This window comes from Actinopolyspora xinjiangensis (assembly GCF_900104475.1).
GTDB lineage: Bacteria > Actinomycetota > Actinomycetes > Mycobacteriales > Pseudonocardiaceae > Actinopolyspora > Actinopolyspora xinjiangensis.
In genome coordinates, this window is the sequence record NZ_FNJR01000009.1 from 26,067 (window position 1) to 38,812 (window position 12,746).

Genomic DNA, 12,746 nt, shown 5'->3' on the forward strand with positions numbered 1-12,746 from the left:
CTGGTGCGCAGGGTGGGAGGTACCGGGTGTGCCTCCCACGCCGCACCGGGTGCCGCCCCGGACGGCGTCGATTCCCCGAACACACCCACGAAATCGCCGCGCCGGGGCGTCGTCGAGAAGCGAGCGTGAGAAGCGCGGCGCACGTGCCGGCTGACCGAGCACCGCGCCAGCGCGACCGGTACGTCAACGCCGCGCGAGGTTCCGCCGGGTAACCACCCAGCGCCCCACGCTGCCGACAGCGGTTACGCCACGCCGACGGACACCGAGGGCGGAGTGAGCCCCCTGAGGATGTTGCTGCCCGAGCGCAGCGTGATCACCTGGCTGCGAGTGGCGATCCAGCGGGGGAACTTGCCGATCCGCTGCAGCGGGGTCCGACGCTGCGCGGAGGTCAGCGCCGCGGTGCGCGAGACCTTCGCCACGCGGGGCCTGCGCTGCTGCTCGTACTCCCGCAGCATCGGTTCCGGGTCGGTCCCGTCGGTGTCGGCCAACGCGCAGGACAGCAGCCAGGCGTCCTCCATCGTCTGGTTGGCGGCCTGGGCCACGGCGGGTGGCATGGCGTGCGCGGCGTCGCCGATCAGGGTGGTTCGCGGGCCGCCCCAGACCTTGGGGACCTGGTGGCGGATGTGGGGGAAGAAGCCCAGGTCCTCGTCCGAGATCGATCCCAGCAGCTCCTCGACCGGCTCCGGCCACCCGGTGAACGCGGCCCGCAGGTCCGCCACCGTCAGCTCCGCCTGGTCCTCACGCCACGGCATGTCGAACCACCAGTGCAGCAGCCCCTCCCCCGCCGGGATGAGTCCACAGTGACCGTCGCGTCCCGCGATGTTGAGCGTCTGGTAGCCGTAGGCGATCGGCAGGTCGCTGCGGGTCAGTCCCTGCCAGCTGGCCCAACCGGTCAGCCTGGCCGGCTCACCCCCCAGCACCGTGCGGCGGACCATCGACCGCTGCCCGTCGGCTCCGACGATGACGTCCCCGGCCTCGGAGGTGCCGTCGGCGAACTCCGCGACGGCGTGGTCGGCGAACTCCCGGACACCGACGCACCGCTTGCCGAACCGGAAGACCTCGCTCGGCAGCGCCTCGGCCATCCGGTACAGCAGTTCCCGCCGGGGAACCTCGACCGTGGGAGAACCGAGGCGCTCGGTGACCTCGTCCAGGTCCGCCTCCCAGAGCATCCTGCCGGTCGCCGTCATCGCACGCAGGCTGTGCAACTGACGCCCGACACCGTGCAGCGGAATCCCCAGCCCGCGCAGCGCGGCGGTTCCGTTGCTCCAGACAGTGACCCCGGCACCGCCGTCACGGAGCTTCTCGGCGTGCTCGTAGATCCTTACCCGGTGACCGTTGTCGAGCAGGCCCTTGGCCACGGCGAGTCCACCCAAACCTCCCCCGATGACCAGAACCCGCATCGTCTCCGTCCGTTCGTCACCGGCACCCCTGCCGTGGGGATGCGCTCAGCGGAACCGTCCTCATGACAGCACTACACCTCGGACGCATTTTATCCGGAACTCCCCCACAACGGGATTTACGATTACTCACATCCGGATCACCCGCTGACCAGTACAACCATCCGCGTCTCGCGCGGAACGCGCGGACCGACCGCGAGAGCGGTCAGGCCGCGCGTTCGAGAAAGCGCCCGGCCACCAGGCCGGGTTCCTCGTCCCCGTCGAACCGGACCCACAGCACCGGACCGTCGAAGACGTCCGGCAGACCGGTCGCGGCCTCGACCACGGTGCCGGTCTGATCCTGAAAACGACCGAAGGAAGCACGCACCCGCGTGCCTGGTTCCAACGGACTCGATGACTGCTCCATGAGAGTGGACGGTACGTGCCCGGCGGGCGTCACGGAAAATCACTCCCACCGGTTCCGGACACGAACAACGTGTGCAGGTGCTATCGACGCCGGTTACCGGGCGTGCCCGAGATCACATACGTTCGAGGGTGAGCGTTGTCACGCCGGTTTCCGGGGGTGAGCTCGCCGCTGGGTTTTCGTCTCCCACTTCCGGAGCTCGGCCCGCGCCCCGGTGAGACGCCCCGGACACCTCGCCGGCACGACCACGGCGAAAGCCGTGGGACTCCCACTGCGCGGGGCGCCGGGTCCGTGCCTTCCACCTCCGGTAGGAAGTAGGTATGCGCACGATCAGACAGGCGGGTTCGGCGGAACTCGTGGAGAAGAAGTCCCGTTTTCTGTGCGCGCTGGAACGCGTCGAGTCCGAGGAGCAGGCGCGCGAGTTCGTGGCGCGGTGCCGACGGGAGCACCCCGACGCCCGGCACCACTGCTACGCCTACCTCGTGGGCGACGACGCCGAGATCCAGAAGTCCAACGACGACGGAGAACCCGCCGGAACGGCCGGGATGCCGATCCTGCGGGTGCTGCGCCACAACGAGCTGACCAACACCGTGGCAGTGGTCGTGCGCTACTTCGGTGGGGTGCTGCTGGGTTCCGGTGGACTGATCCGCGCCTACGGCTCGGCCGTCAGCGAGGCGCTGGAGCGGGTCGGACTCGCCCGCCGGGACCCCGCCAGGCTCGTCTCGATCCGTGTGGACCACTCCACGGCGGGCAGGTTGGACAACGAGCTGCGTTCGGCCGGTCGCGAGCCCACCGACACGCGGTACGGGCAGTCGGTCGAGTTCGACGTGCCCGTGCCGGAGCCGGAGACCGGCGCCTTCGAGCGTTGGATCACCGAGACGGCCGGGGGGAACGCGAGCGTGACCCTCGGAGAGCGGATCTTCGTCGAAGTGGCGGAGTGAGACCGCGAACGAGCCGCTCGGGCCCGGCCGGGAACGCTCCCGTCGCGCCAACGGCTCCCGGACGACGAGGCGGCCGACCTCGTCGCGGGCACGTGGCGCGAAGCCCCGGCACCACGTGCCGCCCTACGAAGCCGGTCGTCCACCTGGGGACACGTTCGTCCCACCCTCCGGAGGGCGCGGGCCGCGCGGGGCGAGCACTCCGGTCGGCACGACCTTCCGAACTTCTCCGGCGGGGGAACCGAAATCCCCTTATCGGACGAAAACGGCAGTGAGATGATCAACATTTTCGTGTTCGAACGACTCCGATGCGTGATACCCACGGGTCGAGGGGAGTTGGCACTGGCAATCCCACACGCCGAAAGGAATCGAATGATCGACATCGCGGACAAGCTCGACAAGGCGTACGAGGGCAAGCCGCTCAGCGAGCTTCCCGACGCGCCGGTGGCGGCGCTGCAGGGCGTCAGCGAGAGTGACGCCGAGCAGCTCGAGAAGGCGTTCGGCATCCGGACCATCCGGGACCTCGGCAACAACAAGTACTTCCGCTGGGCGCGGGCCATCAACGAGCTCGCCGAGTGAGCCCCGACCGCTCGGCGCGACGACCGCGGAGGCCTTCGAGCTTCCGAAGAACGTGGGGCGGCTCCGCCGCGCCTGCCTCCGGGACGGAGGTGGTCGTCCCGACCGAGCGAGCGGACTGACCACCGTGGGCGCACCCTCGCTCCGGTCGCACCGGGGCTCCAGGTCGGAACCGGGAGTCCCGGTCCCCGGTCCGAAGTGGTCGAGGAGCACCTCAGCCCTCTCGGACCACGTCCTCGATCACGGACATCACGTCCCTTCCCACCACTGAACCGAGGAAGACGGCGGCCACCCTGTGATCGCGGTCCAGCACGAGCGTTATGGGAAGAGTGGACAGTGGGAGACCGCGCAGCGCGAGGGTCACGCGACCGTCGGGGTCGTAGAGGGACGGATAGCCGACGTCCAGGTTGTGCGCGAAGTCCCGCGCGGAGTCGCGGTCGTCACGAACGTTGACGCCGAGGAACCGCACGTTCTCCTCGGAGGTCCGCTCCGCCAGCCGTTCGAGTTCGTCGGCCTCCGCCCGGCAGGGGCCGCACCAGGAAGCCCACAGGTTCAGCAGCACCGCTTCGCCCTCGTGATCGGACAGCGATATCCGGGTATCGGGCTCCCTGACCGAACCACCGGCGAGATCACCGACCTCCTGGCGCTCACCGGGCGGATACACGATCCTCGTCTTCCCGCCGGGCGAGACGAAGTTGAACTCGCCCTCACCGGCGGTCAGACCTACACCACCCGCTCCGCCGCAGCCGGAAACGGACATCACCGCCGCGAGCGCCACCGCCGGTACCCAGTGCCGCCTTCGGCGCTTTCCCCTCACCCGTCCGAGCGGAAGACGGCCGCGCACGACTCGGAACACGAACGCATGCTACAGGCGCACCGCGCGTTCTGATCAGAGCGCGTCTCGCCACCGCCGCCGGAAACCCGGCCCCGCGAGGCCCGCTGCCCGGCAGCGACGACGCGAACGACCACGGGCGGCCGCCCCTCGGGGCGAACCCCGCGCCGGTACTCACGATGCGGTAACGATCGGAACGGACAAGGCGGACACGGAAACCGAGACGAGGGCGACTTCGTCCCACCCACGAAGAGCGCGTGACACGGGCCGGAACGACCGGCGACCACGAGAACGGCGAACGACGGAAGGACTCAGCGGTGTTCAAACGCATGCTGCAAGCGGTGGGTATCGGCGGCCCCTCGGTGGACACGGTGCTGCACGAGGGCGCCTGCCAGCCGGGTGGCGAGGTCACCGGCGAGGTCCGCATCGGCGGTGCCAGCGGGCCGGCCGACATCCAGCGGATCGACCTGATCCTGGTAGCCGAGGTCGAGACCTCCGACGACCAGAAGGGGGCGCTGGAGTTCCAGCGCACGACGGTGGCCGAGAGCTTCCAGCTCGAAGCCGAGCAGTACAGCACGATCCCGTTCAGGCTGGCGCTGCCGTGGGAAACGCCGATCACGGCGCTGCGCGGCCAGCCGCTGCACGGGATGCGGCTCGGGGTTCGCACCGAGGTGGCGGTGGCCAAGGCGGTGGACACCGGCGACATGGACCCGCTCCACGTCGAACCGCTGCCCTCCCAGCAACCGGTGATCGAGGCGCTGCTGAACATGGGCGCGCCCCTGAAGAGCGCCGACGTGGAGCACGGGGTGCTGCAGGGCGTGGCACAGCAGTTCCCCTTCTACCAGGAGATCGAGTTCTTCGCCCCGCCTCGGTTCGCGGGAGGCGTCAACGAGGTCGAGCTGACCTTCGTGGCGCGGCCCGACAGCCTCGACGTGGTGTTGGAGGCCGACAAGCGCGGTGGTTTGTTCACCCCGGGCGGTGACGTGCTGGGGCGCATCCACCGCGGCCACGAGGAGGCGCTGCACACCGACTGGAACGCCGAGATCCAGAACTGGCTGGAGGCGGTCTCGCAGTCCTCGGGCGGGTTCTTCGGCGGCGGACACGGCCACCACGGTCACGGCTCGGGGCACTCCGGTTCGGGGCTGGGCGGCGCCGTCGCCGGAGGCGTCGCGGGCGCGGCGGCCGGGGTGCTCGGCGGCATGATGCTCGGCGAGGTGCTGGAGGGCGACGAAGGCGAGGAGGACGAGGGCGACGAGGGCTGAAGGCCCCACCTCAACGGACGCGGGGCGGGCCCGCCCCGCGTCCGGGTGCTCCCGGCACCACCATCGGTGGGCCTCGCACACCTCGCGAGAGATCGCCCCTCGAAGCGTCGTCGCCCGGGCGGAGCGATGACTTCGCGGGAATCGCCGGGCCGTCCGGAAACCCGCGAGGTCGAGAGCCCCCCGGAACAGCGCCTCAAGCGTCGTAGTCCACGACCACTTCCTCGGAGACCGGTATCGCCTGGCAGGTGAGTACGAACCCGGACTCCACCTCGGAGTCCTCCAGGGCGAAGTTGCGCCGCATCCGCACCCGCCCCTCGGTGACCCTGGCGCGGCAGGTGCCGCACACCCCGCCCTTGCAGGCGAACGGCAGATCGGAGCGGACCCGCTGCGCGGCGTCGAGCACCGGCGTGTCGGTGGGCAGCGCGACCTCGGTGGTGCGGCCGTCCAACGTCACGCGTCCCCGGCTCACTTCGCCCTCGTAGTCGCCCTCCTCGTGACGCACCGGCTCCGGGGGGACGTCGTCGACGTAGAACAGCTCCCGGTGCACCCGATCCTCCGGGACTCCGAGTTCGGCCAGCACCTCCCCGGCCGCCTCCACCATCCCGTAGGGGCCGCACAGCCACCACTGCTCCGAGCCGTCCAGCGGCACCAGGGTTCCCAGCAGGCCCCGCAGCCGCTCGGCGTCCAGCCGCCCGCTGACGAGTTCGGACTCGCGAGGCTCCCTGGACAGCACGTGCACCAGCTCGAAACGGCTGGGACAGCGGTCCTTGAGATCGGCCAGCTCGTCGGTGAACATCACGGTGTCACTGCGGCGGTTGCCGTAGATCACCGTGACCTCGGAACCGGTCTCGGCGAGCAACGAGGCCGCGACGGACAGCACCGGCGTGATCCCGGAACCGGCCGCGACCAGCACGTGCCTGCCCGCGACGGACAGATCCGGCGTGAACCGTCCGGTGGGCGGCATGACCTCGATCTCGTCGCCGACCTCGACCTCGCCGGTCAGCCACCCGGAGAACAATCCCTCGGGAACGAGGCGGACCCCGATGCGGGGCCGGGAGCCCCGGGCCGAGCAGATCGAGTAGGAGCGCCGGTGCTCGCCGTCGGCCTCCCGCCGCCGCAGAGTCAACGACTGACCGGGCAGGAAGTCGAATTCGGCGGCCAGCTCGGGCGGGACGTCGAAGGTCACCGCGACCGCGTCGTCGCACAACCGCTCGACCTCGGCCACCCGGAGGGTGTGGAACGCCCGGTCGGCGCGACCCCGCACCGGCGCGGGAGCTGTCGGGGTGGACACGTCAGATCTCCTTGAAGTACTCGAAGGGTTCCCGGCAGTCCAGGCAGCGGTACAGCGCCTTGCACGCGGTGGCGCTGAACTCGGAGGTCCGTTCGGTGGCCGCGGAGTCGCACCTCGGACAGTGGACCGTCCGGCGCGGCGGCCCCAACGTCAGCGGTACCGGACCGCCGGAGGCGGTCGGCGGCCCAGCCCGGTCGTCCGGGGGATGGATGCCGTGCTCGGCGAGCTTGCGCCTTCCCCGTTCGGTGATCCACGAACTGCTCCACGGTGGGGAGAGCTCGGTGCGGATCCGCACGTCGTCGTACCCGGCCCGGGTGAGCCTGTGGTGCAGCTCGGCACGCATCTCGGCCAGCGCGGGGCAGCCGGAGTAGGTGGGCGTGATCGTGACCACCACCGCGCCCACTCCGGTGACGACCACCTCGCGCAGCACGCCCAGGTCGGCCAGGGTGAGCATGGGAAGTTCCGGGTCGGTCACCGAGGCCGCCACCTCGGCGGCCACGGTCCGGTCGGATTCTGTGCGGGTCACCACGTCGCCTCCGGATCACTGCGCGCCAGGGACTGCATCTCGGCCAGCAGGTAGCCGAGGTGTTCGGTGTGGACGCCGTCGCGGCCCGCCAGGCCGCCCACGGTGCCCGTCCGGTCAACCTCGGGCAGCCGCAGCGTCGCCAGTTCGCACACCTGCCCGAGCACCTGTTCGAACTCCTCCCGCAGCTCGGTGCTGTCCACGGCCACCCCGGAGGCGGCCAGGCGCCGCTCCACGGCATGCCCCGCGAACAGCTCGTCGACCAGCGGCAGCACGTCGGCGAAACCGGCGCGCAGCCGTTCGGCCGAGTACTCGGTGCCGTCGCCGAGCCGGACGGCCCAGCGAGCCGCGTACTCCCGGTGGTAGGTGACCTCCTTGACCGCCTTCGCGGCGATCGCGGCGAGCACCGGGTCGGCCGAACCGACCAGGCGATTGAGCAGCGCCAGCCGCCAGGTGGAGAACACCAGCAGCGAGGCCGTGGTCCTGCCGAAGTCGCCCATGGGGAGCTCGGCCAGCCGCACGTTGCGGAACTCCGCTTCGGAGCGGAAGTAGGCCAGCGCGTCCTCGTCCCGGCCCGCCCCCTCGACCGAACCCGCGCGGGAGAGCAGCATCCGCGCCTGCCCCAGCAGGTCCAGGGCGATGTTGGCCAGCGCCATCTCGTCCTCCAGCTCGTGGGCACGCGTCACCCACTCGGTGAGCCGCTGCGAGAGGAGCAGCGCGTCGTCGCCGAGCATCAGGCAGTAGGCCGCGAGGTCGGCGGTGTCCACCCCCTCGGGCACCGTGGTGTCCACTCCGGACAACGGATCGTCGAAGCCGGTGCCGAAGGCCCACCGCGCGTCCCCCTCGGGATGCGTCTCGGCGATGGCCTCGTAGGCGTTGTCGAACGACATCGGGAATCACCTCACCGGTTGAGGACGTGACCGCCGAACCACGGCGCCACGAGTTGTCGAGCGCGGGACCGCGGCGAGAGCCGGGCCGAACCCCACCGCTCCCACAGTCGGCACCGCCGCGGGTTCTCCGGTGCGGCTCTCGCGAGGAAGGCCCGACGCTGTGTAGTACCTACCCGAGGTCGGGCCTCCCGGAGCGAGAGCGGTGCGAGAGGTTCCGCCACCGGACCACCGCGGCAGCTGAACGGTTCGGGCCATCCCCGCAGTCCTGTCATTGACCCGGGTGCCCAGCCTGACCAACCCGAGGTGCTCCGGTGCGTGAGTCGGGTGCGTCGCGAGGCAGCGGGGCACGTGGCGTAGGCCGCTACTCGAGGTGCCCCGCAACGCGGCGAGGCGCCGACTCACGTGCCGGTAACCAACCACTCGGAAAGCCGTGCTGTGCGGAATTCTAGATATGGGGGACATCGTCGGGAATCTCGTAGAAGGTGGGATGCCGGTAGACCTTGTCCCCGTTCGGCGCGAAGAAGGGGTCCTTCTCGTCCGGACTGGAGGCGGTGATGTCGGCGGCGCGCACCACCCAGATGCTCACGCCCTCGTTACGGCGGGTGTAGAGGTTGCGCGCGTTGTGCAGCGCCATCTCCTCGTCGGCGGCGTGCAACGAGCCCACGTGCACGTGGTTGAGCCCCCGCTTGCCCCGGACGAACACCTCGAACAGCGGCCAGGCAGCGCTGGGGCGCTCCACCCCGGCGGCTTCCCGGCCACCCGCGTCCCCGGTTCCCGGTGGTGTGGTCATACCGCGGCCCTCCCGCGTTCCGCCTGCTTCGCCGCGTGCGCCGCCGCGGCCTCGCGTACCCAGGCGCCGTCCTCGTGTGCCGCGCGGCGCCGCTCGACGCGCTGGGTGTTGCACGGTCCTTCGCCGGCCAGCACCCGGTGGAACTCGTCCCAGTCGGGTTCGGAGAAGTCGTAGTGCCCCCGCTCCGGGTTGTAAACCAGCCCTGAGTCGGGGAGCTCGACCCCCAGCGCCTCGGCCTGGGGCACGGTCATGTCCACGAACTTCTGCCGCAGCTGGTCGTTGGTGTGCCGCTTGATGCCCCAGGCCATCGACTGCTGGGTGTTGGGCGAGTCCCCGTCCGGCGGGCCGAACATCATCAGCGAGGGCCACCACCAGCGGTCGACGGCGTCCCGCACGTCCCGCCGCTGCCGTTCGGAGCCGTTCATCATGGTCAGCAGCAGCTCGTAGCCCTGCCGCTGGTGGAAGGACTCCTCCTTGCAGATGCGGATCATGGCCCGCGCGTAGGGGCCGTAGGAGCACCGGCACAGCGGCACCTGGTTCACGATGGCCGCGCCGTCGACCAGCCAGCCGATCACGCCGATGTCGGCGAACGTCAGCGTCGGGTAGTTGAAGATGGACGAGTACTTCTGCCGCCGCTCGACGAGCTTCTCGGTGAGTTCCGAGCGGTCGACGCCGAGGGTCTCGGCCGCGGAGTACAGGTAGAGCCCGTGACCGGCCTCGTCCTGCACCTTGGCGAGCAGGATCGCCTTGCGGCGCAGGCTGGGGGCCCGGGTCAGCCAGTTCCCCTCCGGCTGCATTCCGATGATCTCGGAATGCGCGTGCTGGGCGATCTGGCGGACCAGGGTCTTGCGGTAGCCCTCGGGCATCCAGTCGCGCGGTTCGACGCGCTGGTCGTGCTCGACGGTGGTCTCGAAGCGTTCCCGTAACCGCTCCTCGGTGGTGATCGTGGCCTCCTCGGTGCTCACACCACCCACCTCCTTCGTGAAGTCCTCGCTGCCCGGTCCTCCGGCCGGTCGAGCTGGTCGATCGGCGGAACCCCTCGCGGTCTCCCGCTTCCGGCCCGGCTCATCCCTCCTCCTGGTGCTCCTTCGCCACGAGCGTGAGCACGTCGTACTTGGCGACGGACTCGCCGTCCTGGTTGGTCACGTCCGCGTCCCAGCGCACCTCGCCGTAGTCGGCGTTGTGGCGCGGCGTGATCCGTTTGGCGGTGAGCGTGACCGTGATCTCGTCTCCCGGGTAGGTCGGGGTGAGGAACCGCAGGTTCTCCAGGCCGTAGTTGGCCAGCACCGGGCCGGGTTCGGGCGAGACGAACAGCCCGGCCGCGAACGAGACCACGAGGTAGCCGTGGGCCACCAGCCCCTCGAAGAACGGGTTCTCAGCGGCCGCCCGCTCGTCGGTGTGGGCGTAGAACTCGTCGCCGGTGAACTCGGCGAAGCGCCGCACGTCCTCCCGGGTGATGGTGCGCGGCCCGCCGACCACGCTGTCGCCGACACGCAGCTGCTCCAGGTACTTGCGGAACGGGTGGACCGCCGTGGTGTTCCGGGCGCTGCCCGGCATCCACTGCCGGGTCAGGGCGGTGAGGGTGTCCGGGTCGGCCTGCACGGCGGTGCGCTGCATGTGGTGCAGCACGCCGCGTATCCCGGCCATCTCCTCGCCGCCGCCCGCGCGGCCCGGACCACCGTGCACCAGCTGCGGCAGGGGCGAGCCGTGGCCGGTGGACTCGGCCGAGTCGTGCCGGTTGAGCACGAGCATCCTGCCGTGCTGCGAGGCGGCGCCGGTCACGACGGTGCGCACGAACTCGGGGTCGGCCGAGACGACCGAACCGACCAGGCTTCCGCTGCCCCGGCGCGCCAGCTCCACGGCGTGCTCGGCGTCGCGGTAGGGCATGACGGTGGTCACCGGGCCGAACGCCTCCACCTCGTGCGGCTGGGGCAGTTCCGGGTCGTCGCAGCGCAGCAGCATCGGGGGCACGAAGGCGCCCTGTTCGTAGTCGGCGTCGACGAGTTCGAACGGGGTGTTCGGATCACCGTGCACCAGGCGGCACGACTCCAGCAGGCTCTTCAGCGAGCGGCGGACCTCCTCGCGCTGTTCGAGGTCGGCCAGCGCTCCCATGTCCACCTCGGGTGAGGCCGGGTTGCCGACCCTGATCCCGGCCAGCCGCCGCCGCACCGCCTCGGTCACCTCGTCGGCGAGCTCGGCGGGCACGAACGCCCGGCGCACGGCGGTGCACTTCTGCCCGGCCTTGACCGTCGTCTCGGTGACCAGCTGACGCACGAACAGTTCGAACTCCTCGCTGTCCGGGGTGGCGTCCGGGCCGAGGATCGAGCAGTTCAGCGAGTCGGCCTCGGCGTTGAACCGCACGCAGCTGCGCACCACGTTGTCGTGGGAGCGCAGCCGCCGCGCGGTGGCGGCCGAACCGGTGAACGACAGTGTGTCCTGCTCGGTCAGGTGGTCGAGCAGGTCACCGGGGTCACCGCAGAGCAGCTGGACGGAGCCCTGCGGCAGGATTCCGGACTCGACGATCAGCTCCACCAGCCGGTGGGTGAGGTAGGCGGTCTGCGGCGCGGGTTTGATCAGGGTGGGCATCCCGGCGACGAACGCGGGCGCCAGTTTCTCCAGCGGTCCCCAGACGGGGAAGTTGAACGCGTTGATCTGGACGGCCACGCCCCGAAGCGGGGTGGCGACGTGCTGCCCCAGGAAGGTCCCCTGCTTGCCCAGCGGTTCCGTACCGCCGTCCACGTGCACGGTGTCGTCGGGGAGCTCGCGCCTGCCCTTGCTGGAGTAGCTGAACAGCACCCCGATACCGCCGTCGACGTCGAACTTGGAGTCGCCCTTGGTGGCCCCGGTGCGGGCGGAGAGGGCGTAGAGCTCCTGGCGGTGCTCGCGCAGGTGGGAGGCCAACGCCTTCAGCAGCGCGGCCCGCTGGTGGAAGGTGAGCTCGCGCAGCTCCGGACCGGCGGTCTCCCTGCCGTGGGTGAGCGCTGCGGCGGGGTCCAGTCCCGCCGTGGAGATCCGCGCGACCTCCTGCCCGGTCGCGGCGTCGTGCAGCGGTGTCCCCGGCCCCTCGGGCCGCTGCCACCGTCCCGCGAGGTAGCTGCGCAATGGCTCCATCGTCGCGATCTCCCTGGGTTGTCCGCCTGTTGTCCGAACGCCCGGTGCTCCTCGTCCGGGGCTCGCCGGTCGTCCGCCGAGCCGCCTCCGCCGGTCCCGCCGGGCGTGCCACGAACTCGAGTCCGCTTATTACTGACCAATCGGTCGGTAAATCATTGTGACGCAGAACAAGCTCGTGCACAATCACCTGACCGGCAGTTGCCCACGAAAAACCGTTGAAGACCGACAGGGCGTCCCCGGAAGGGGCTCGGCCATCCCGAGCGGACAACCGACTGTTCGGTCAGTATTTCGAGGTGGTGACCCCTTGGAGGCCGAACCCCCACCGATAGCCGCCCCCGCGGCGGCGATGTTCGACGACGACCACGCCTCGAGGTCGCTCGGCATCGAGCTGCTCGAAGCGGCCGACGGCCGTTCGCTGGTGCGGATGCGAGTGACACCGGAGATGGTCAACGGGCACGCCATAGCCCACGGCGGCTACGTGTTCCTGCTGGCCGACACGGCCTTCGCCTGTGCCTGCAACAGCCGCGATCCGGTCACCGTCGCCGCGAGCGCGCAGATCACGTTCCTCACCCCGGCCCACCAGGGCGACGTGCTCTACGCCCGGGCCGTCGAGCGCCAAACCAGGGGCCGAAACGGCATCTACGACACCACGGTCCTCCGCGACGACGCCTCGGGGGAGACCGTGGCCGAGTTCCGCGGGCACAGCCGCGCCATCAGGAGTTGAAGGGATCAG

Annotated in this window: 13 protein-coding genes; 4 read left to right on the forward strand and 9 right to left on the reverse strand. The window is 70.5% G+C overall.

Going from position 1 to position 12,746, the window contains the following annotated elements; all coding sequences use genetic code 11:
* Positions 1 to 242 precede the first annotated feature (242 nt).
* Positions 243 to 1,400 (reverse strand): FAD-dependent monooxygenase, encoded by a 1,158-nt coding sequence (locus BLQ75_RS14270; RefSeq protein ID WP_092602535.1) that lies wholly within the window; start codon positions 1,398 to 1,400, stop codon positions 243 to 245.
* A 202-nt stretch (positions 1,401 to 1,602) separates the two neighbouring features.
* Positions 1,603 to 1,803 carry a hypothetical protein gene (locus tag BLQ75_RS14275; protein WP_092602537.1) on the reverse strand — a complete coding sequence of 67 codons (201 nt, stop codon included), beginning with the start codon at positions 1,801 to 1,803 and terminating at the stop codon, positions 1,603 to 1,605.
* A 317-nt stretch (positions 1,804 to 2,120) separates the two neighbouring features.
* Here BLQ75_RS14275 and BLQ75_RS14280 point away from each other — a divergent pair, with 317 nt between their 5' ends.
* Both BLQ75_RS14280 and BLQ75_RS14285 read left to right on the forward strand, forming a co-directional pair.
* Entirely contained in the window at positions 2,121 to 2,741 is a 621-nt protein-coding gene (locus BLQ75_RS14280) for a YigZ family protein (RefSeq protein WP_092602539.1), read from the forward strand.
* A 369-nt stretch (positions 2,742 to 3,110) separates the two neighbouring features.
* A complete protein-coding gene (locus tag BLQ75_RS14285; RefSeq protein ID WP_092602889.1) occupies positions 3,111 to 3,317 on the forward strand; it encodes a hypothetical protein in 207 nt (68 codons plus the stop codon).
* Positions 3,318 to 3,528: 211 nt separating this feature from the next.
* On the opposite strand, the gene BLQ75_RS14290 is transcribed toward BLQ75_RS14285, so the two are convergent.
* Entirely contained in the window at positions 3,529 to 4,131 is a 603-nt protein-coding gene (locus BLQ75_RS14290) for a TlpA family protein disulfide reductase (RefSeq protein WP_211481378.1), read from the reverse strand.
* A gap of 332 nt (positions 4,132 to 4,463) precedes the next feature.
* Between BLQ75_RS14290 and BLQ75_RS14295 the strand changes: the two genes are divergently transcribed.
* Positions 4,464 to 5,408 carry a sporulation protein gene (locus tag BLQ75_RS14295; protein ID WP_092602893.1) on the forward strand — a complete coding sequence of 315 codons (945 nt, stop codon included), beginning with the start codon at positions 4,464 to 4,466 and terminating at the stop codon, positions 5,406 to 5,408.
* 193 nt (positions 5,409 to 5,601) lie between these two features.
* Here BLQ75_RS14295 and paaE read toward each other — a convergent pair whose 3' ends face one another.
* The 6 genes from paaE to paaZ all read right to left on the reverse strand — a co-directional run bounded on the left by paaE (position 5,602) and on the right by paaZ (position 12,013).
* Complete coding sequence (gene paaE / locus BLQ75_RS14300; protein WP_092602541.1) at positions 5,602 to 6,699, reverse strand: 1,2-phenylacetyl-CoA epoxidase subunit PaaE; 1,098 nt, start codon at positions 6,697 to 6,699, stop codon at positions 5,602 to 5,604.
* Between the two features lies 1 nt (position 6,700).
* Positions 6,701 to 7,228 (reverse strand): 1,2-phenylacetyl-CoA epoxidase subunit PaaD, encoded by a 528-nt coding sequence (gene paaD / locus BLQ75_RS14305; protein WP_092602543.1) that lies wholly within the window; start codon positions 7,226 to 7,228, stop codon positions 6,701 to 6,703.
* Positions 7,222 to 8,112 carry a 1,2-phenylacetyl-CoA epoxidase subunit PaaC gene (paaC, locus tag BLQ75_RS14310; protein ID WP_092602545.1) on the reverse strand — a complete coding sequence of 297 codons (891 nt, stop codon included), beginning with the start codon at positions 8,110 to 8,112 and terminating at the stop codon, positions 7,222 to 7,224. Before paaC ends, paaD begins: the two co-directional genes overlap by 7 nt.
* 445 nt (positions 8,113 to 8,557) lie before the next feature.
* Entirely contained in the window at positions 8,558 to 8,902 is a 345-nt protein-coding gene (gene paaB / locus BLQ75_RS14315) for a 1,2-phenylacetyl-CoA epoxidase subunit PaaB (protein ID WP_244515548.1), read from the reverse strand.
* Positions 8,899 to 9,867 carry a 1,2-phenylacetyl-CoA epoxidase subunit PaaA gene (gene paaA, locus BLQ75_RS14320; RefSeq protein WP_170837491.1) on the reverse strand — a complete coding sequence of 323 codons (969 nt, stop codon included), beginning with the start codon at positions 9,865 to 9,867 and terminating at the stop codon, positions 8,899 to 8,901. The genes paaB and paaA overlap by 4 nt, the downstream gene beginning before the upstream one ends.
* Before the next feature lie 100 nt (positions 9,868 to 9,967).
* Positions 9,968 to 12,013 carry a phenylacetic acid degradation bifunctional protein PaaZ gene (gene paaZ, locus BLQ75_RS14325; RefSeq protein ID WP_092602547.1) on the reverse strand — a complete coding sequence of 682 codons (2,046 nt, stop codon included), beginning with the start codon at positions 12,011 to 12,013 and terminating at the stop codon, positions 9,968 to 9,970.
* Positions 12,014 to 12,317: 304 nt separating this feature from the next.
* Between paaZ and paaI the strand changes: the two genes are divergently transcribed.
* Entirely contained in the window at positions 12,318 to 12,737 is a 420-nt protein-coding gene (gene paaI / locus BLQ75_RS14330; protein WP_211481379.1) for a hydroxyphenylacetyl-CoA thioesterase PaaI, read from the forward strand.
* The last annotated feature ends 9 nt before the right edge of the window (positions 12,738 to 12,746 follow it).

What these genes read in the sequence shown, in the direction of transcription:
- BLQ75_RS14270 (WP_092602535.1), bottom strand. Translation starts at nt 1,400, where the DNA reads ATGCGGGTTCTGGTCATCGGGGGAGGTTTGGGTGGACTCGCCGTGGCC.
- BLQ75_RS14275 (WP_092602537.1), bottom strand. Translation starts at nt 1,803, where the DNA reads ATGGAGCAGTCATCGAGTCCGTTGGAACCAGGCACGCGGGTGCGTGCT.
- BLQ75_RS14280 (WP_092602539.1), top strand. Translation starts at nt 2,121, where the DNA reads ATGCGCACGATCAGACAGGCGGGTTCGGCGGAACTCGTGGAGAAGAAG.
- BLQ75_RS14285 (WP_092602889.1), top strand. Translation starts at nt 3,111, where the DNA reads ATGATCGACATCGCGGACAAGCTCGACAAGGCGTACGAGGGCAAGCCG.
- paaC (WP_092602545.1), bottom strand. Translation starts at nt 8,112, where the DNA reads ATGTCGTTCGACAACGCCTACGAGGCCATCGCCGAGACGCATCCCGAG.
- paaB (WP_244515548.1), bottom strand. Translation starts at nt 8,902, where the DNA reads ATGACCACACCACCGGGAACCGGGGACGCGGGTGGCCGGGAAGCCGCC.
- paaZ (WP_092602547.1), bottom strand. Translation starts at nt 12,013, where the DNA reads ATGGAGCCATTGCGCAGCTACCTCGCGGGACGGTGGCAGCGGCCCGAG.